The following is a 19,072-nucleotide window of genomic DNA, read 5'->3' as shown; positions in this document are numbered from 1 at the left end:
TAGGCCGGATTTGTGGTTAAAGTTTTAAAGCTCATATTGAAGGGAAAAGATGCTGCCCGTCGAATTATTATATATCGAACAATGGTTCTGCTTATCGGGAGTGTTAGAAAATGCTTGATTTATCCGGCCTTTTTCCCCATATAGAGGCGATGGTAAAACATTGCCGGGCAAATGCCGATAATAACAAACAAAAGTTAAAAGCAGCTGCCCAAAGTCTGTCCCAGTTGAATGGAAGATTGAAAGAAATAGCGAAGCGGGTGCAGGAGAGCAAAACATCCTGGCTGGTGGCTGAACCCGTAGAAGATGCGGCTGTAACTCACCCACTTCCGCCGCCTCCCGGCGAATATCAGGTTTTAGCCAGTGACGGGTCACAGCTTTTTCCCGATCATCATGAGGTGGTGTTGTGTTATTTAATAAATATTGGCACCGCTGCCCTGGAATATGGGAATAACCCCGGGGCGGAACTAAACAGCGAGCCCAAATTGTATTATCGTGAAGAAGATTTATACATGGAAGAGGATGGAGTAAAGAGGCTGGTGGACAGCCAGCGGGTATCCGCTCTCCGTACCCTGGAAGAGGCAGAGGCACTGGTGAAAATGTCCCGGCGCTGTAAGGCAGGCACCGTGGTGGCCCTAACCGATGGTACCCTTATTCAGTGGGCGGCAGAGCAGCAGGGTAAGTGGGCGGAAAATTTTTTAACAGCGTTAGTGTCCAGCTATGAGAGTTTACGGCAGAGAAGAGTGCCGCTGGCCGGTTACATATCCGGGAGCCGCAGTACCGATGTTATCAACATGCTGCGGGTGCAGCTGTGCCCGCAGCTGCGGGTGGACTGCGACCACTGTGCCCGCCGGGGACAGCCTGACAGTCCCTGTGAATCGGTATCCGGCCTGCGGGATGCCGCTTTATTTGCTGGTTGGTTAGAGTACGGCCGGCGTTCGGCGCTTTTTAAGTCTAATTCCAAGGTGCTGGAGAAATATGGTGAGCACAGGATTTATTTCTTTTATGTTAACGTGGGCATGGAGATTATCCGGGTGGAAGTGCCCCGGTGGGTGGCGCTGGATACCGAGTACATAAATACTGTACACAGCGTTGTGGTAGACCAAGCCCAAAAGGGCGGCGGTTACCCAGTGTGCCTGGCGGAGGCTCACCGGCAGGCAGTGGTAAGCGGCAGCGATCGTAAAGTTTTTTATGAACTGGTTAATAGAAAACTGATTGAAAGCGGTTTGTTATCAGAGATAACCTGTAAAAGTATGCGCAAAAGGAGCGTTCCGGTGTAATGAGTGACCATATCGGCGAAGTAATAGAAAGTAAAACCACCCAATTCACCTGTGAGGCGGTAAAACTGCATCAAGCTCCCGATTTTGGTTCCTTTGTACAGGTGGACAGCAGTGAAGGCGGTATTGTTGGGGTGGTGTTTAACACCACCACCGCCAGCACGGACCCGGCCCGAAGACCAATGGCTTACGGGCAGCCGGAAGAGGAGCTGCGCCGCAAACAGCCGCAAATTTTTTATTTGCTGCGCACCTATTTCGATGTGCTGGTGGTGGGACATTATCAAAACAATAAATATCTGGGATATCTTCCCCCTCAACCGGCACGGATTCATTCCTTTGTCCGGCGGTGCACCGGCGAACAGTACAGGCAGATAGGCCAAAACCTCAATTTTATCAGCACCATTTTAGCTTCCGGTTGTGAACCCAGAGATGAACTGGTGGCGGCAGTGGTGCGCAGCTCCAGTGCTTATCAGGATGATGTCATTGGTTACCACCGCCGGGTGGGCAATGAACTGCGTCGGCTTTTGGCAGCAGATTACGAGCGGTTTAAATCCATCATAAGGAGGATTCGGCAGTGAGGGGAAAAGTTGTCAGGGGGTCGTTAAGTGCAGGGGTGGAAGTAAAATTAGATCCCCATTATACCGTGGAAGATGTTAAAGTGGGGAATTTTGCAGTTATTGAAGGGCAGAAGTACCGCTACTTTTCGCTGGTGGCGGATGTAAAAATAGACTCCACCAACCCAGCTGTGCTGGTAGATTCCTTTGACGAAGAGGATGATGAACTGGCCAGGGAAATTATTATCGGGGACAGTATTTTTGGCAATATATCTTTAAATCCCATGCTGATGGCAGATAAAGACCTGGCCGGGGAAGTGCGGGCGGTGCGCACCATTCCCCCCCACGGTTCCCCGGTGCGCACTGCCACCAGTGAGGATGTGGCCCGTGTTTTTGGTGCCCCTGACAACAAAGTGTACTTTTCCATGGGTACTCCCCTGGAAATGGATACCCCGGTTTGTGTCAATCTGCCCAAACTGGTGGAGCGCTGTACCGGCATTTTCGGCAAGGCCGGCACCGGCAAAACCTTTCTTACCCGGCTGATACTGGCTGGAATTACTAAAAGCCGGGCGGCGGTGAACCTGATCTTTGATGCCCACAATGAATACGGTTGGGAAGCCACCAGGGAAGAAGACCGGGGTGACGGTACAAAACGTGAATCCCATGTTAAAGGTTTAAAGCAGCTGTTTTCTTCTCAGGTGGTTATTTTCACTTTGGATTCCCAGTCCAGCCGGCGCCGGGGGGCCAAGTATGACCATGAGATACACCTGGCGTACAATCAAATTACCCCGGAGGACATATTACTGCTGCAGTCCCAGTTAAATTTAAACAGCACCGCCACCGAAACCATGCACCTGCTGTCCGGTAAAATGGGCCCCCAGCACTGGTTTAAGTTATTAATTGAAATGGGGGCTGAAGAATTAAAAAGCTATGCTGAAGACCATGGTCTTCACCTGGGGGCGCTGCAGGCACTGCAGCGAAAGTTGAAACGGGTTTACGACCTGCCCTTTATGCGGGATAAAGTACCCTTTGATGCGGTGGATAAAATAATGCAGTATCTTCACAGCGGCAGGCATGTGGTTATTGAGTTCGGCAGTACCCAACTGTTAGGCTACATGCTGGTAACCAATATACTTACCAAGCGCATTCACGCCGAGTATGTCAGGCGGATGGAAAAATACCAGGCCACCAAGGAGAACAAGCCCCCACACCTGGTGATAACCATTGAAGAGGCGCACCGTTTTTTAAGTCCCGAACTTTCCAGAGATACTATTTTTGCCACCATTGCCAGGGAAATGCGCAAGTATAATGTGACGCTGCTGCTGGTGGACCAGCGCACGTCGGGTATTGACAGTGAAGTGATGTCTCAAATTGGCACCAAAATTGCCTGTAAGTTGGACGATGAGTCTGATGTTAGTGCCCTTTTAACCGGGGTACATAATGCTAAAAACCTGCGCAATATACTGTACAGCCTGGATTCCAAGCAGCAGGCGTTAATAATGGGACATGCCGTACCCATGCCGGTGGTGATAAAAACCAGGAATTACGATGTACAGTTCTATAATGAGATTGGGGAAACGGATTATGCGGAGAATGATAATGCGTTTAAAGAAATGGTAGATGGCATGTACGGTGAAGATCTGGAGTTGTAATAAAAGTTTTTTAGAACGGGTGGTATTCTATGATACGTATCTTACACACCGCCGACTGGCATATCGGGGTGGAAAATTACGGGCGTATTGATCACAAAACCGGTGTGCACAGCCGGCTGCGAGATTTTTTAGTTTCGCTGGACAGCCTGGTTAAAGATGCCATAGAAAAACAGGTAGATCTGGTGCTTTTTTGCGGCGATGCCTTTAAAAATCGTGAGCCCTCTGAAACACACCAAAATGCACTGGCCAGGCGGCTGAAAAAGCTTTCGGATGCGGGAATTAAAGTGTTTATGCTGGTGGGCAATCACGATTTACCCAACGCTGCGGGTAAATCTAACGCTTTAGATATTTACCGTACCCTGCAGGTGCCGGGGATAACGGTGGGGCGCCATCCCCGGGTGTACGTAATTGATACTAAATCCGGTCCGGTGCAGGTGGCGGCCATTCCTTATCCTTCCCGCAGCTCGTGGTTGAGCAGGGAAGGGCATAGCGGTAAAACTTTGGAACAGCTGGAGGAAGAAATGGCCGCCAACGTTGCCGGTTTAGCCCGACGGTTGTCTGCGGAACTGGAACCGGATATTCCGGCGGTGCTGTGTGCCCACATTACGGTAACCGGTGCGGTGGCCGGTTCGGAACACTGCATCATGGTGGGGCGGGATCTGGCAGTACCTGCCTCTGCCCTGCAGCAGGGGGGATTTGATTATGTGGCGCTGGGCCATATACACAGGCAGCAGGTGCTGGCGGAAAACCCGCCGCTGGTTTACAGCGGCAGCCTGGATCGCATAGATTTCGGTGAAGAAAAGGAGAAAAAGGGTTATGTGCTGGTGGAAGTTGAAAAAGGACGCTGCAGCTATAATTTTTACCCCCTGTCCACCCGGCCCTTTGTTACCGTTAGAGTAAAAATCAAGGGCAAAGACCCCACAGCGGAAATACTGGAACGGGTGGAAAAAAGTGCCGATCAGCGGGCGATACTGCGGTTGATTATTGAATGTACTGCCGCTGATTATGCCAATATCAACCACCGGCAGGTGCGCCGGTTTATTGACCGGCACTATTACTACCTGGCTTCGATAAATCGTGAACTGACTGGTGAAGACGGTGCATTACGCAACCCCAATCTGAATGAGAAACTGGACCCTTTGGCCGCCTTTAAGGAGTACCTGGAAACTGCCGGTGTTAACGGTGATAAAGAAGAACTGGTGCAGCGGGCTGAAAGTCTATACCGTAAATTGAAAGAGAGGGATATTTACGGATGATTCCGGTGGAGTTGAAATTAAGAAATTTTATCAGTTACGGTGCACAATCTGATCCCATTCGATTTGACGGTTTTAATGTGGCCTGTCTCACCGGCGATAACGGCAATGGCAAATCGGCCCTGCTGGATGCCATTACCTGGGCAGTTTGGGGCCAGGCCAGGGGAACCGACGAGCGGGGGGCCGGGGTAGATGATCTAATACGTTCCGGGGCTGAAGATATGGAAGTGGAATTTACTTTTTTGTTGGAAGGAAATACCTACCGGGTTTGCCGCCGCCGGGACAAGCGCCGGAAAAAATCCTCTTTGGAATTTCAAGTATACGACGGGAATGCCTTTCGTTCCATCACGGCGGACAGTATCAGTGAAACCCAGCGAAAGATTATTCAAGTTTTGCGCATGGATTACCACACCTTTACCAGTTCATCCTTTATACTGCAGGGCAGGGCGGACAGTTTTACATCCATGAAACCGGCGGAGCGGAAAAAGATTTTGGGTGAGATACTGGGGTTATCTGTGTACAGAGACTTGGAAATGCTGGCCAGGGAAGAGGCCGGGAAAGCCGGGGCCCTGTGTGCCCAAATAGATGCCAAGCTGGAGGAAATGGTTGAAGAACTCTCCCAAATGGAACGGTACCGGCAGCAGGAGAAAGAACTGGAAGCAAAGTACAACCTGCTGTACCGGGAATACCAGGATGTACAGTCAGAAGTGGACAGCTTACGGAGCAGGCTTTCTGAACTGCAGCAGGTGCAGAAAAGGGTGCAGGAACTGGAAGCGCAGTTAAAGGACTACCAAAAGCAGATTACTGCCGTAGAAGAGAGGGTTAAATCACTGCGGCAGCAGCTCCGGCAGGGCGAAGAACTGGTGGCCAGGGCCGGTGAAATCGAATCCAATTACCGGCAGCTGCAGCAATTGGTGGAAAGGGACAAACAATACAATGAAAAATCCCGCCGGTTACTGCAGTTAAATGAAGAAAAGATGAACCTGGAACTGCAGGTACAGCATGAGCAGTCGAAAATTGAAAAACAATGTGTCCAGCTGCAGGGTGAACTAAACCATTACCAAAGCCTTTCACAGCAAAGAAAAGGTTTAGAAAAAGAACTGGCCCTGCTGGAGGATGGGCTTGCCGGGTTAAAACAGCTGGAAGAACGGCGGCAGGAATTAAAGGAAGCTGTACAATCCCATGTCCAGGAGATAAAGGCTAAAGAATTGTTGGCCGCCAGGATAAATGAGCAGATATCGGAATTGCGGGGTAAGTATTCCCTACTGCGTCAACCGGTGGCCAGCTGCCCGCTGTGCCGCACCGAGCTGTCCGGCGTTCACCGGGAACAGGTGTTAAATGAAATGATTCGAGAGGGGCAGCAGTTAAAAGAACAGCATGAGCAGCTGCGGCAGGAGATAACCGGCTTGAATGAAAAGTGCCGGCAGGCGCAGGATGAATTAAAACAGGTGGAGGATAAGTTAAATAACTGCCGCGGGCTGGAAAAGGAATACTCAATATTACAGCACCGGTTAAATGAATCTAAACAGGCGGCCCAAAAACAGGCTGAGCTGCAGAGGGAATTTGATAAACTGCAGGCGATCTTGAACGAGGCAAATTTTGCCCTGCAGCAGCAAAATGCCATTAAAGACCTCCGGCAGCAGATTAGAAAAATTAATTATTCCACCGCCGAACACAACCAAATACAAGCACAAATTGCTGAATTAAAGCATTATGAACAGCAGTATCAAAGCCTGCAGTGGGCCCGGGCGGCGCTGGAAAGCAGCAGGGAAAACCTGCGGCATTTTGAAGAAAGCCTGCATTCATTACATGGGGCTGCCGGCAGCACAACCGAGTTAATACAGCAGCATTCCGTTAAGCTGAAAGAACTTACCGGCCTGCAGCACAGTTTAGAAGCGGCTGAAGATAAAATGGCCGGTGTGCAGAAGCGCATTTCTGAAGTGGAACGCAGTCTGGGCATTGTACAGGAAAAATTAGACCGCTGCCGGCGGCTGGAACAGGAGAAACAGCGGTTAACGGCAGAAAGGGAAACCGCCCAGAAGGAAAGGAACTATTATAACGAGCTGGTAAAAGCCTTTGGTAAAAACGGCATCCAGGCCATTATTATTGAAAATGCCATTCCGGAACTGGAGCAGGAGGCCAACCGGATACTGCAGCAAATTTCAGAAGGCCGTTTGACAGTGGCGCTGGTGACCCAAAAAGCGGCCAAAAGCAGTAAACGGGTGGTGGAAACGCTGGAAATATATATTTCCGATGAGTCCAGCACCCGCCGGTATGAAATGTTCAGCGGCGGCGAAGCCTTTAAGGTTAACTTTGCCCTGCGCATTGCCCTGTCGCGGCTGCTGGCCCGGCGGGCGGGTGCCAGGCTGCAGACCCTGGTAATAGATGAAGGGTTTGGTACCCAGGATGCCCGGGGAAAAGAGAAGTTGGTACAGGCTATCAATGCCATCGCCGGTGACTTTGAAAAAATAATTGTTATTACCCATATTGAAGAACTAAAACATGCCTTTCCGGTACAGCTGGTGGTAACCAAAGGTGAAAACGGTTCAACCGTTGAAGTGCGGCAGTAACCTGGGCCCAAAAGGTGTCATTGCTTTTCATTTAACCGGCCAGCCCCAATGCCCGGGTGTAAGCTTCGGCCGCGTCGGACGCTTTACCTATATCCATCAGCAGGTTGCCCTTTAATCCCCATGTTTCATAATTGCCCGGCTGCAGTTGAAGAGCCTTATCGCACAGCTGCAGTGCTTCTTCGCAGCGTCCTAATTTGCTCAGGCAGGCAGCATAATTGGTAATGATGGTGGCGCTGCCCGGGTTTTTTTCCACAGCTTTAATATAGTTATCAATGGCCGCGTCTGTTTGATTAAGATTTTCCAGGCACAGGGCCAGGTTGTTATATAAAGCAGCATCTTCGGGGCTTACTTCAATGGCCCTTTTATAGCATTCCACTGCTGCGGTATATTTTTTCAACCGCTGGTAACAGGAACCCAAATTACAAAGTACAGAAGGGTCTGCAGGTGAAATTTCCCTGGCCTTTTCGTAACAGGAAACCGCTTCTTCCAGTTTATTCAGATAGAAAAGATTATACCCCTTGTGAATTAATAATTCCAAACTGCTGTAGCCCATTTTTTGAGCTTGTTCCAGTACGGCAAGGGCATTGCTGTGGCTGCCCATTTTGGTATAAGCAAGCCCCATGTTGGTAAGCACCACCGGGTCTTTACGGCCGGCTTTAATAGCCTGCTTAAAACAGGCAATTGCTTCTTTGTACCGCCCGCTTTCCAATAAATACAATCCGGTGTTATTGAAGGTGCTGGCCACGTCTTCTTTTTTTACAACTTTACCGGCACCCGAATTGTTATTTTGTGAAGACAGGTATGCATCGTTACAGGCTTTGTTCAGCCAGTATAAGAAACCGCCCGGCCCAACGCCAATGTTGGCCTTTTTGCAGTGGTGGGCAGCACTATCTAACTGCCCGCCCTTTAAATATAACCGGCAGGCCTGCATGTGCAGATCAAAGTTGTGGGGACTTATTTCAATGGCCTTTTGTATGTAACGAAGTGCCAACCGGCAGGCACCGCATGTTTCCAGCGTATAAGATAATGCCTGCAGTAGTTTGGCTTTGTCAATTTTCCACACCTGGTATCTCTCCCTCCTGGCGTAGTTGAGTATATATTTTCTGCCCTTGCCTTCCTTTTCCTGCTAATTATTACTATTTTTTTCCAACAAATTAAGATAAGGTCCGACTTAAAGTTAGTGTTGAAATAGCTGTGTTTTCTATTTTATTAAAAGGAGAATTGGCAGATATGAAGAATATAGTAATTCTTGGGCAGTTGAAGCATACTAACTGTTGAAGGAGGAACCCTTATGTATGAGTTATTGATAAAAACAACTTTTGATGCTGCCCATAGACTGTGCGGTTATCAAGGCGATTGCTCCAGGGTGCACGGCCACACCTGGACGGTGGAAGTTGCCGTTTCGGGAGGCAGGCTTAATTCCATCGGCATGCTTATGGATTTTAAAGATCTGAAAAAAATTGTCAAAAAAACAATTGATGAACTGGATCATAACTATATCAACCAATTACCGGCCTTTGCCGGCGGGAAAGAAGAAAGCAATCCCACTGCCGAAAACTTATCCAGGTATATATACAACCGGGTGAAAAATGAAATTAACAAAAGTTACCCGGAAATAAAACTGTCCCGGGTGAAAGTTTGGGAGTCTCCGTCTGCTTGTGCCATTTACTGGGAGGATTAATAAAATGAAAAGTATAGTATTGCTTTCGGCTGGGCTGGATTCCACAGTTTGCCTGGCCCAGGCTGTGAGAGAGTCAAAAGTGGAACTCTGCCTAACCTTTGATTATGGACAGAGGGCAGCCAAACAGGAAATAAAACATGCCCGGGCCCTGGCTGAACATTACAACGTAACGCACAGGGTTTTAAAGCTGGATTTTTTTAAGCACTTTCAGAACAGTGCTTTAATTAGCGATAATGTACAGATACCGGCACCGGAAAAAGAAAGTTTAGACTGCCTGCCCAGGGCCAGGGAAACTGCTGCTGCAGTTTGGGTGCCTAACAGAAACGGTATTTTTATCAATATTGCCGCGGGCTTTGCGGAAACGCTAAAATGCCAGCTGGTGGTAACCGGATTTAATGCCGAAGAGGCGGCAGCATTTCCTGATAACAGTGCAGAATATGTTATAGCGGCCAACGAAGCTTTGAGTTACAGCACTGCCAACGGAGTGCGGGTAGTAAGCTATACCCAGCGGCTGAACAAAACAGAAATTGTGCAGCTGGGGCAGAGGTTGGGGGTGCCCTGGCAGCATGTGTGGAGCTGTTATTACGGTGGCGAGGAAATGTGCGGTCGGTGTGAAAGCTGCCGCCGTTTTTACCGGGGATTGGAACAGGCCAATGTAATAATCAAGTAATTATTGGAGGCTTTAAATTGATTGATAAATTTGTTAGAGAAATCACCCATTATGACGGTTCACAACTTAGCTCGCTGTGGGCCTTTAGAAATTTTGGTATTCAAGGGGACAGCATTATAAGTTTTCGAGGCTCATGTGATGTTCAATTATCCCACATGGTGGACCTGGCCGATGTACGGGCAGGAGACAGCATATACAGTGAGGATATGCTGCACTTTATAATCGAGCATTTCGATATGGACCTGGAAAAGACAGTTACCCGGCAGCGGCTGCTGATATCGATAATTAAAGAACTATTGGAAGAAGAAACCAGCTGCCGGCTGATAAGGCGGGGGGACGATTTATACCAGGGCAGCCGCAAACTTTCAGTGTCCATAGCTACACTGAGCCCGGTGTCCACAATGATTCATACCGGTATCAACATATCATCTCACAACACTCCGGTACCGACGGTTAGCATTTCTGAGTTGGGCTGGCCGGAAGATCGCAGTGAGGAACTGGCGGCTGAAATATGTGCCCGCTATGTGGCAGAGATAAACAGCATAAAAATGGCCCGGTGTAAAGTAAGAGGAGTTGATTAGAGGTTGCATGTACCGCTGTTAGAAATATTCTCCAGTGTACAGGGAGAAGGGCCGCTGCTGGGCTGCCGGCAGATTTTTTTGCGCCTGGCCGGCTGCAACCTTAACTGCTGCTATTGTGACACGCCAATTAATGTCGGTGAGAAAGGGTGTAAAATTGAACCTGTTTCTGGAAGCAGCCGGTTTGTATACCTGCCGTGGCCGCTGGAATTGGAACAGGTGGTCAGAACGATTCATAAATACTATCACCTGTCAAAACATCACTCGGTGAGCATTACCGGCGGGGAACCGCTGCAGCATCACGGGCTGCTGCGAAAAATGCTGCCCCGCTTAAAGGGCAGCAGGTACGGAATATTTTTAGAAACCAACGGCACTTTGCCCAACCAACTGCGGCAGGTAATAGATTATGTTAATATTATCAGCATGGATATAAAACTGCCCAGTGTGGCCAATATTAAACCTTGTTGGAATGAACACCGGGAGTTTATAAGGATTGCATTATCCAGAGAAATATATTTGTATATAAAAGTAGTGGTCAGTGATAAAACAAGCAGAGAAGATTTAAATATCCTTTGGCAGATGTTAAAAGAAGAGGCACCGGGTGTGACGCTGGTAATTCAACCGGTAACCCCGCACAACGGTATAAATCCGCCCAGTTCACAGCAGCTGCTGCACTGGCAGGAGCAAGGGTTGGAATACCTTAAAGACGTAAGGGTAATAGGTCAAACCCATAAGACCATGGGCGTGCTTTAAGTTGCTCATGCCGCACTGCGGCACCGCATCTGAATTTACGGACACGGATAGGAGCCGGCAGACCGAGCGCCGGCTCAGCAGGATACTATTTTTCAGGGTAGCATAGCAGTTAAAGGAGAGAGCATTTCGTGACTGAAAGATTTGATATGGCTAAGATAGAAAGAGGAGTGCGAATGATACTGGAGGCCATTGGTGAAGACCCGGACCGGGAAGGTTTGCAGGAAACCCCCCAGCGTGTGGCCAGAATGTATAAAGAAGTTTTTAGCGGCCTGCGTGAAGACCCTTTAAAACATTTGGAAAAAATATTTTCCGAAGAACATGAAGAAATGGTGCTGGTAAGGGATATTCCCCTGTATTCCATGTGCGAACATCATTTAATTCCATTTTTCGGGCGCACCCATGTGGCTTATATACCTAGAAACGGGAAAGTAACCGGGCTGTCCAAGCTGGCCCGGGTGGTGGAAGGTTACGCCAGAAGGCCGCAGCTGCAGGAAAGGTTAACATCACAAATAGCAGATGGTATAATGACTAAACTGGACCCTTATGGTGTGGTGGTGGTGATAGAGGCAGAGCACATGTGCATGACCATGAGAGGGGTGCGTAAACCGGGAGCAAAAACAGTTACCTCTGCAGTAAGAGGGATTTTTGAAAAAAATCAGGCCAGCAGGGCAGAAGCCTTTTCACTAATTTTAAGATAAGTTTATTTTCAGGATAGACACTCGTGTCATAAATGGCACCAACAGGAGATGAGAACCCCGGCAGCCGTTTGCATTAGCGGACATTTTTTAAGTGAGCAGCTGCCGAACTCAGTAAGATACCATTTTTCAGGGTAGAACAGGAGGGAACCTTTAATGTCTGAAGGGGAAAAACGTGAACCCAAGCTGGAGCTAATAGCTCATAAGTCCTTTTCCCATTATAAAGATATGTACAAAGTGGTTGACTTTTTAAATAAAACACTGAAAGAAAAAAATCTCATCTTTGGATTAACCAAAGATGAGGAAAAAATGACAATAAATATTTACGAAACCTAGGAGGTCATATGCGTTTCTTAGTATCAAACGACGACGGTATTTATGCCGAAGGCATTAAAGTGCTGCGCAAAACGCTGGAAGAATTGGGTGAAGTTACAGTGGTGGCACCGGATAGGGAGCGCAGTGCCACTGGCCATGGCATTACTGTGTACCGGCCGCTGCGTACCAAGAAAATTAAGTATAAAAACAGCACCACCATTGGTTATGCAGTAGACGGCACCCCTGCTGACTGCGTTAAATTAGGCCTGGAAGCAATAATGGATAAAGCCCCCGATTTGGTAATATCCGGCATAAATTTGGGACCCAATTTAGGTACCGATGTGCTGTACTCTGGTACGGTATCTGCAGCCTATGAAGGAATTATTAACGGAATTCCTTCTATGGCGATATCGATAAACACCTGGGAAAATCCTGACTATACCTATGCTGTTGAATTTATTAAGGAATATGTACCCGAGGTAATAAAGCGCAAACTGCCCCGGGGGGTACTGCTCAACGTGAACATTCCCAATGGCATAAGACCAAAAGGTATCCGGGTTTCCCGGTTGGGTTACAGGCGTTATATTGATGTTTTTGACAAGCGTACTGACCCTAGGGGAAAAACCTACTTCTGGATGGCCGGAGAGCCGGAAAACCTGGATGAAGATGACCCGGAAACCGATGTTTACGCGGTGAAAGAAGGGTATATTTCTGTTACGCCTATCCAGATAGACGTAACCAGCTACCAGTACCTGGAAGAACTGAAAAAGTGGCCCATTAATAAGTAAGAATTTTTTCTTTTAACCGGTAATACCGTTGACTGTAATATTCACCTACCTGAGATTCCCTGTGGTCAAAACCAAATGCTCTTCTGCTGACGGCAAGGACAGGTGGTGCCTGAATTCTTTTGGCCAGTGCAATACCGTTATACAGGCGCCACCATTTTTCTAAATCGGCGATAAAATCAGCGGGGGTGGCAAACACCTCCCCGACCAAACCGGGTTTGCAGCCGATTTTTTTTTCCAGTATTCCTGCCTGGTACCACTCCAGAATATCCTCCGGGGTTGCCCTATCCCATCTTTCTACAAAAGAACGGAATAAATAATCATGGTATGGATAAATTATCGGATCCCCCTTACCTTCGTCCACCGACTGCGCAAAGCTGAGTTCTGCACTGGGCGGCAGATCTATAATTTCTTGAGGAATAATCTGCTGCTGATAAACTTCTTCGTTAATATAATCGGCCAGTTGATATACCTGATGTTTCCACAGGTCTGCCAGGGCAGCCAAGAAACCGGCCTGATCACCGTATAGGGTGGAATAACCCACTGTTAATTCCGCTTTATTGGCGTTGCAGGTAAACACGCCTCCAAAAGCAGCGGACAAAGCGGCTAAAATGCGAGAAGATCGGTCCCGGGCCTGAATATTTTCTTCTATCAGAGAGTTAAGCTTAAAATATGTTTTTTTATTATTCTGATAGTTAATCACCGGGGTATTTTCAATTTGCTTAATAGTCTGTTCAACTGATTTTTGGATTGGTAACACGGTATATAGACATTTTAAATTTTTAGCTAATTTTAAGGATAAATTTCTAGTGGTTTTTGAATTATAAATATTGGGCATATTTACCAGCAGTATGTTACCGGCCCCCAGGGCCTGGCAGTACAGCGCCGCCGTTACAGCAGAATCAATGCCTCCGGAAATACCAATTACTACTTTACTGACGCCAATTGAAGCTGTAAATTTTTTAATACCGTAAATGATAGCCTGGTAAATATAAGTTATATTATCATCATTGGGCACTTTCAACCGGGGAAGATTTACAGCACCGGTGGCTGTATCCAGATCAACAATATCCATACTTTGTTCAAAAGGGCGGCTGCAGAAATAAACAACATTACCGCAGCTGTTATAAACAGTGCTTGACCCGTCGAATGTATATACGGTTTTACCGTTATTTTGAATACCCACGTTGTTGACATAAATTAACGGTACCCCGGTTTCCCTGGCGTGCCGGGAAAAGTTGCGGTGTCTTTTGTTGTTTTTACCCAAAGTAAAAGGGGAACTGGATATATTAATAAACAGGTCCGTTTTTCCGTTTTTACTGATTAAAGAAATGGGATTAATGGAATATTCTTCATTCCAACCGTCTTCACAAATGGTGCACCCCAATCCCAGTTTTTTACCTTTATACTGAACATAAACCGGGCGCAATAAATCTTCGGGACTGCAATCTAAATCTTGGGCCAATTTTCTTAAGCTGTAAAAATGACGTTCATCATCAAATTCACGGTAATTGGGAAGCAGTGTTTTAATTCTAAAAGGGTAGGGGAAGTTATCACCGCCGACCAATTTCCCGTTTTGAGCAGTGAAAAAGGCGTTATATTTACGAACCCTTCCGTCATCCCCTCTTTTTTGCCAGTCTACAGCCACATTACCAAATAAAATTATTAATTCATCCGATGCATCAATAACCTGTTTACCGTAATTTTCACAATCCAAAAGGAAGGACTGGCGTTCCCAAATATCACCCAGTAGGTATCCGGGAACGGCCATTTCAGGAAAGATAATCATGTCGGCCTTGTTTTTTTTGGCCCGTTTGATCATGTTTAACATTACTTTTGTATTTATGTCCGGCCTTCCGGGCCTAACTTCCATTTGAGCCAGCGCTATTTTCAAATATTCTCCCTTCTTTCAGAGCAGTTTTTTACACAGGTGTTAAAAAAACGCCCGTACACAAGTGTGTAGGGCATCATTGACCTGGAATGTATTTTTTATATTTTTATTTATTATAATAAGGTTTCAAGTCTAAAGCAAATATTAAGTTAAAAATTGGTTATTGGCCATTGCTTCTTCAGCCTGGCGGATTAATACTTTAACCATACTGCCGCCCATTTTACCACCTACACGGCCGCAGTCCCGGGAAGAAATACCGCCCCAACCGCGATTTTTTATTTCATTATCTATGCCGATGTCCTGGGCAATTTCATATTTAAACGCCTCCAAGACAGAAGCCGGCAGCAGTTTATTGGTATTTGTGAATTGGGCCATGGTACTTCCCCTCCTAGTAAATTTAATATTATTTTGTAATAGTATACTGCGGTTGATAAATGATTATAGTACCAAAAAGTTGGGTTACCTGGATAATGCTTTTTGAAAAAATTTTTTCACTCGTGCAATGTCCTGGGGAGGTACGCCTCCCATTATTATTAAAGATAATACGTAAACTGAAATACCTAGAAATATTGAGGTGAGGGTTGACAGGGCAGGTGAATTGTTAATGGCAAACATATTATTATTAACAAACCATACGGTAATACCCATTAGCACGGCAGAAAAAAATGGTTTTATTACTGAAACTACAAAATACATTCGAAAACCGGTTAGTTTTTTAAGGTCAATATAATTTAAACCGGCCATGATAACACAATACAGCACTATGGCCATTGAAGTACCTTTGATTCCCAAGTCAGCGTTGGCTGTTAGAAAATAAATGCCCGCTATTTTGAAAGAAGATGCAATAACCAAATTTTTAAAGGGGCGAATTGCTTCGCCCATGCCCTGCAATATACCGGTGGTTGTTTGTGAAAAGTACAAAAATAAACCTCCTAAAGCCATAATGGCCAAACTTTGCCCCGCTTCTTGGTAGCCGAAGAGCAGCCTGCATAATTCCTCCGGTATAAATAAAAACAGCACGATACAGGGGAAGGCAGCTATATTTGTCAGCCTTATTGCTTCAGAAGTACGGGATTGTACCAATTTAATATTGTTTTGGGCCAAAGCATCGGAAACCGCCGGGATTAGTGCGGTGGCCAGCGCTGCTGTAATAACCCCCGGGGTCAGCAGTAAAGTCTGGGCAATGCCTACAAACTGTCCATATAAAGCGGTGGCCTGCTGTAAAGTTAACCCACCCGCCTGCAGGCGGTGGGGAATTAATACCGCATCGATACTCATTAGTGCAGTGGAGACAAACCTGGTTAGTGTTACCGGTATACCTAAAGAAAATATCCGCTGCAGAGATGTGCCCAGTGTTTCAAAGCTGCCGCTGAAACCGGGAGCCAGGGGGCGGGAACGTAGATATATAAATAACATGGTCAGAAAACCAGTTATTTCGCCGCACACCACTCCCAGTGATATACCAATGGCAGCATATTCCACTCCCCGGGGCAGTAAAAAATAGGCAATTGTTAACCCGGCGGTAACCCGTACCAACTGCTCTATTACTTGAGTTACAGCGGTGGGGGTCATTTGCTGTAAACCTTGGAAAAAGCCCCGGAAGGCAGAGCACAGGGATACAATAAATATCCCGGGAATCAGGGCCAGGAAACTATAATAAACTTTGGGGTTGGGAAAATAGTATTTCACAAGTAATGGAGCGGCAAAAAACAAGCCCAGGGTAAATAGTGTTCCCGATAGTATTAATAAAATGAGGCAGATATAAAATATTCTATATGCCCCCCGGGTATTATTACTGGCAATTTCTTCCGCCACCAGCTTGGAAATGGCCAGCGGGATACCCATTGTGGACAAAACCATTACCATTACATATACCGGGTATACCATATTGAATAAGCCTACTCCCTCGGGTTTGATTAAACGAATAACGATAATTTGATAGGCGAAACCGACGGCCCGGTTAAAAATACTGGCTATCAGCAATACAAGAGCACCGTAAATAAAAGATTGCTTTTTCATAGTTAAACCCCTTGTACAATATTGTATAAAATGTCTATGCTTTACCGGCGGCACCTATGTGGATGAATATGTCGAAAATAAATAAATTAATTCTCTATTCAAACAAGGAAATTATATGAGTTTGTAGAATATGTCACATGTACAATTATTTAAATACTTAATAAATTGCAAAACTAAAAAATATTTTGGACGCAAATACCAAAATTGTTTAATTTTGGTCATACTATAAAGAAAGTAATTGAGAAATATTTAGTAAAAAATTGGAGAAACAAAAGGGGGAGTAGACTTGAAAAACTATTCAACGGACAAAATCCGTAACATTGCCCTGGTGGGTCATGGTGGTACCGGTAAGACATCACTGATAGAAACCATGGCGTTTAACACAGGATTGATTTCCCGGATGGGTAAAGTTGAAGAAGGTAATACGGTGGCGGACTATCATCCGGAAGAAACAGCTCGTCAGTCAACTGTACACACCAGTTTAGTACCTATAGAATGGGAAGGCATAAAATTAAACCTGTTGGATACCCCTGGCTTTTCCGATTTTATTTTTGAAGTTAAAGGAGCCCTGCGGGTAGCGGACAGCTGCTTATTTGTTTTTTCCGCGGTAGACGGTATACAAGTACAGCATGAGATTATTTGGAAGATGACCGAAAAATCTGACCTTCCCCGGGCGGTATTTATAAATAAAATGGATCGTGAAAATGCCGATTATAACAAGTTATTAGATGAACTAAAGAGCAGGTTCAAAGCCAACTTTGTACCGGTGAACTTCCCCATAGGGGCAGCTCAGGATTTCAAAGGCATAGTAGATATACTGGAACAAAAGGCTTATGAATTTGGTAATGACGGCAGGCCGAAAGAAATTGAAGTACCGGGCGAATTAAAAGATCAACTGGATGAATACCGTGAAATGCTAATAGAGGCTGCTGCTGAAAGCGATGACGAGCTTACTTTAAAATACCTGGAAGGGGAAGAATTAACTCCGGAAGAAATTAAAATGGGCCTGCAGAAAACCATTGCTGCTGCTAAAGCTGTGCCGGTATTCAGCGGTTCAGCTATCCAAAACATTGGTGTATATAATTTGGATCACTTTTTGGCTCAATACATGCCGGCACCCAAGTGCGAAGAGGGCCCAATGGCAGCCCTGGTATTTAAGACATTGGCAGACCCCTATGTCGGTCGCATGAACTTTATCCGGGTGTTCCGCGGCACCTTTAAAGGGGATACCCAGGTGTACAACCCGAATAAAGAAAAGAATGAAAAGGTTGGCCAGGTGCTCTATGTAAGAGGTAAAAATTCGGAGCAAACACCGGAAGTACCATGCGGTGATATGGCGGTAGTTGTTAAGTTGACAGAAACTGTTTCCGGTGACACACTGTGCGATAAAGATCACAAAGAACAGCTGGAAGGCATTGATTTTCCTGTACCTAACTATACCCTGGCCATTATACCCAAGAGTAAAAACGACGAAGATAAACTGGGCGATGCCATACACAAATTAATTGAAGAAGATCCTTCGCTGAAAATGGAAAAGAATACTGAAACCAAGCAGACGTTGTTAACCGGTATGGGTGAAGCGCACCTGAACATTGTAATGAATAAACTAAAAAATCGTTACGGTGTAGATGTGAGCACTGAGGATGTCAAGGTTCCTTACCGGGAAACAATTCGGGCCAAAGTTGAGGCGGAAGGCAAGCACAAGAAACAGTCCGGTGGACGCGGCCAGTATGGGCATGTGTATATCCGCTTTGAACCGCTGGCTGAAGGGGATTTTGAGTTTCATGAAGAAATATTCGGTGGTGCTGTGCCGAAGAACTACTTCCCGGCTGTGGAAAAGGGACTGCGTGAGGCAATGGAAACCGGTGTGTTGGCCGGTTATCCCACAGTTGGTATAAAAGCTACACTGTACGATGGTTCGTACCACAGCGTTGACTCCTCTGAAATGGCGTTTAAGATTGCGGCATCATTGGCATTTAAAAATGGTATTCCCAAAGCTAAGCCGGTACTGCTGGAGCCGGTAATGTATGTGGAGGTTACCGTACCGGATGAATTTATGGGAGATATCATGGGCGACTTTAATACCAAGCGCGGGCGGGTGCTGGGAACTGAACAAAATGAAGACGGTACCACTATTAAAGCCCACGTGCCTCAATCAGAAATGTTTAAATATGCCAATGACTTGAAGTCAATGACCCAGGGCCGCGGGCAATTTAAGATGGAATTCTACGCTTATGAAGAAGTTCCGGCTAATATAGCTGAAAAAGTTATTGCAGAAGCTAAAAAAAAGGGAGTGTAAATTATTTTGTGTAAATGGGTAATTCCGTTGAATAATGGTTAACCTTATAATGGCTCTTACCCTCTGGGAGGATAGGGCTCTGC

Annotated in this window: 17 protein-coding genes; 13 read left to right on the top strand and 4 right to left on the bottom strand. The window is 46.3% G+C overall.

What is annotated here, in order from left to right; all coding sequences use genetic code 11:
• Positions 1 to 110: 110 nt before the first annotated feature.
• Genes JOC37_RS08305 through JOC37_RS08285 form a run of 5 tightly spaced genes read left to right on the top strand, consistent with a single transcriptional unit; the run spans position 111 to position 7,303 of the window.
• Positions 111 to 1,277, top strand: a complete 1,167-nt coding sequence (locus JOC37_RS08305) for a DNA double-strand break repair nuclease NurA (RefSeq protein ID WP_204617920.1) — start codon at positions 111 to 113, stop codon at positions 1,275 to 1,277.
• Entirely contained in the window at positions 1,277 to 1,852 is a 576-nt protein-coding gene (locus tag JOC37_RS08300; protein ID WP_204617918.1) for an HAS-barrel domain-containing protein, read from the top strand. The genes JOC37_RS08305 and JOC37_RS08300 overlap by 1 nt, the downstream gene beginning before the upstream one ends.
• Entirely contained in the window at positions 1,849 to 3,480 is a 1,632-nt protein-coding gene (locus JOC37_RS08295) for a helicase HerA domain-containing protein (protein ID WP_204617916.1), read from the top strand. The genes JOC37_RS08300 and JOC37_RS08295 overlap by 4 nt, the downstream gene beginning before the upstream one ends.
• A 29-nt stretch (positions 3,481 to 3,509) precedes the next feature.
• A complete protein-coding gene (locus JOC37_RS08290; protein ID WP_204617914.1) occupies positions 3,510 to 4,736 on the top strand; it encodes a metallophosphoesterase family protein in 1,227 nt (408 codons plus the stop codon).
• The gene (locus JOC37_RS08285; protein ID WP_204617912.1) at positions 4,733 to 7,303 is read left to right on the top strand and encodes an AAA family ATPase; all 2,571 of its coding nucleotides are present in this window, start codon (positions 4,733 to 4,735) and stop codon (positions 7,301 to 7,303) included. Before JOC37_RS08290 ends, JOC37_RS08285 begins: the two co-directional genes overlap by 4 nt.
• A gap of 31 nt (positions 7,304 to 7,334) precedes the next feature.
• Here JOC37_RS08285 and JOC37_RS08280 read toward each other — a convergent pair whose 3' ends face one another.
• A complete protein-coding gene (locus JOC37_RS08280) occupies positions 7,335 to 8,366 on the bottom strand; it encodes a tetratricopeptide repeat protein (protein ID WP_204617910.1) in 1,032 nt (343 codons plus the stop codon).
• 228 nt (positions 8,367 to 8,594) lie between these two features.
• Between JOC37_RS08280 and queD the strand changes: the two genes are divergently transcribed.
• From queD to surE, 7 genes are all read left to right on the top strand, one after another.
• Positions 8,595 to 8,984 (top strand): 6-carboxytetrahydropterin synthase QueD, encoded by a 390-nt coding sequence (gene queD, locus JOC37_RS08275; protein ID WP_204617908.1) that lies wholly within the window; start codon positions 8,595 to 8,597, stop codon positions 8,982 to 8,984.
• A 4-nt stretch (positions 8,985 to 8,988) separates the two neighbouring features.
• Positions 8,989 to 9,654, top strand: coding sequence for a 7-cyano-7-deazaguanine synthase QueC (gene queC / locus JOC37_RS08270; RefSeq protein ID WP_204617906.1), 666 nt, complete (start codon positions 8,989 to 8,991; stop codon positions 9,652 to 9,654).
• A 17-nt stretch (positions 9,655 to 9,671) separates the two neighbouring features.
• Positions 9,672 to 10,235: a DUF366 family protein gene (locus tag JOC37_RS08265; protein ID WP_204617905.1), complete on the top strand. Its 564-nt coding sequence runs from the start codon at positions 9,672 to 9,674 to the stop codon at positions 10,233 to 10,235.
• Positions 10,236 to 10,238: 3 nt separating this feature from the next.
• Complete coding sequence (locus JOC37_RS08260) at positions 10,239 to 10,985, top strand: 7-carboxy-7-deazaguanine synthase QueE (protein ID WP_204617903.1); 747 nt, start codon at positions 10,239 to 10,241, stop codon at positions 10,983 to 10,985.
• 146 nt (positions 10,986 to 11,131) lie between these two features.
• The gene (gene folE, locus JOC37_RS08255) at positions 11,132 to 11,683 is read left to right on the top strand and encodes a GTP cyclohydrolase I FolE (RefSeq protein WP_204617980.1); all 552 of its coding nucleotides are present in this window, start codon (positions 11,132 to 11,134) and stop codon (positions 11,681 to 11,683) included.
• 153 nt (positions 11,684 to 11,836) lie between these two features.
• Positions 11,837 to 12,016, top strand: a complete 180-nt coding sequence (locus JOC37_RS08250) for a YpmA family protein (RefSeq protein ID WP_204617901.1) — start codon at positions 11,837 to 11,839, stop codon at positions 12,014 to 12,016.
• 8 nt (positions 12,017 to 12,024) lie between these two features.
• Complete coding sequence (gene surE, locus JOC37_RS08245) at positions 12,025 to 12,783, top strand: 5'/3'-nucleotidase SurE (protein ID WP_204617900.1); 759 nt, start codon at positions 12,025 to 12,027, stop codon at positions 12,781 to 12,783.
• On the opposite strand, the gene nadE is transcribed toward surE, so the two are convergent.
• The 3 genes from nadE to spoVB all read right to left on the bottom strand — a co-directional run bounded on the left by nadE (position 12,773) and on the right by spoVB (position 16,690).
• The gene (nadE, locus tag JOC37_RS08240; protein ID WP_274380941.1) at positions 12,773 to 14,674 is read right to left on the bottom strand and encodes an NAD(+) synthase; all 1,902 of its coding nucleotides are present in this window, start codon (positions 14,672 to 14,674) and stop codon (positions 12,773 to 12,775) included. The genes surE and nadE overlap by 11 nt on opposite strands.
• A 141-nt stretch (positions 14,675 to 14,815) precedes the next feature.
• Entirely contained in the window at positions 14,816 to 15,046 is a 231-nt protein-coding gene (locus JOC37_RS08235; RefSeq protein WP_204617898.1) for an alpha/beta-type small acid-soluble spore protein, read from the bottom strand.
• 84 nt (positions 15,047 to 15,130) lie between these two features.
• On the bottom strand, positions 15,131 to 16,690 hold the full coding sequence (gene spoVB / locus JOC37_RS08230) for a stage V sporulation protein B (protein WP_204617897.1): 1,560 nt from the start codon (positions 16,688 to 16,690) through the stop codon (positions 15,131 to 15,133).
• A gap of 286 nt (positions 16,691 to 16,976) precedes the next feature.
• Between spoVB and fusA the strand changes: the two genes are divergently transcribed.
• Positions 16,977 to 18,989, top strand: coding sequence for an elongation factor G (gene fusA / locus JOC37_RS08225; RefSeq protein ID WP_204617895.1), 2,013 nt, complete (start codon positions 16,977 to 16,979; stop codon positions 18,987 to 18,989).
• Positions 18,990 to 19,072 lie beyond the last annotated feature (83 nt).

It is taken from the genome of Desulforadius tongensis (assembly GCF_016907915.1).
GTDB lineage: Bacteria > Bacillota > Desulfotomaculia > Desulfotomaculales > Desulfohalotomaculaceae > Desulforadius > Desulforadius tongensis.
Note: the sequence above shows the minus strand (reverse complement) of the source record. Positions and strands in the feature narration are given on the sequence as shown.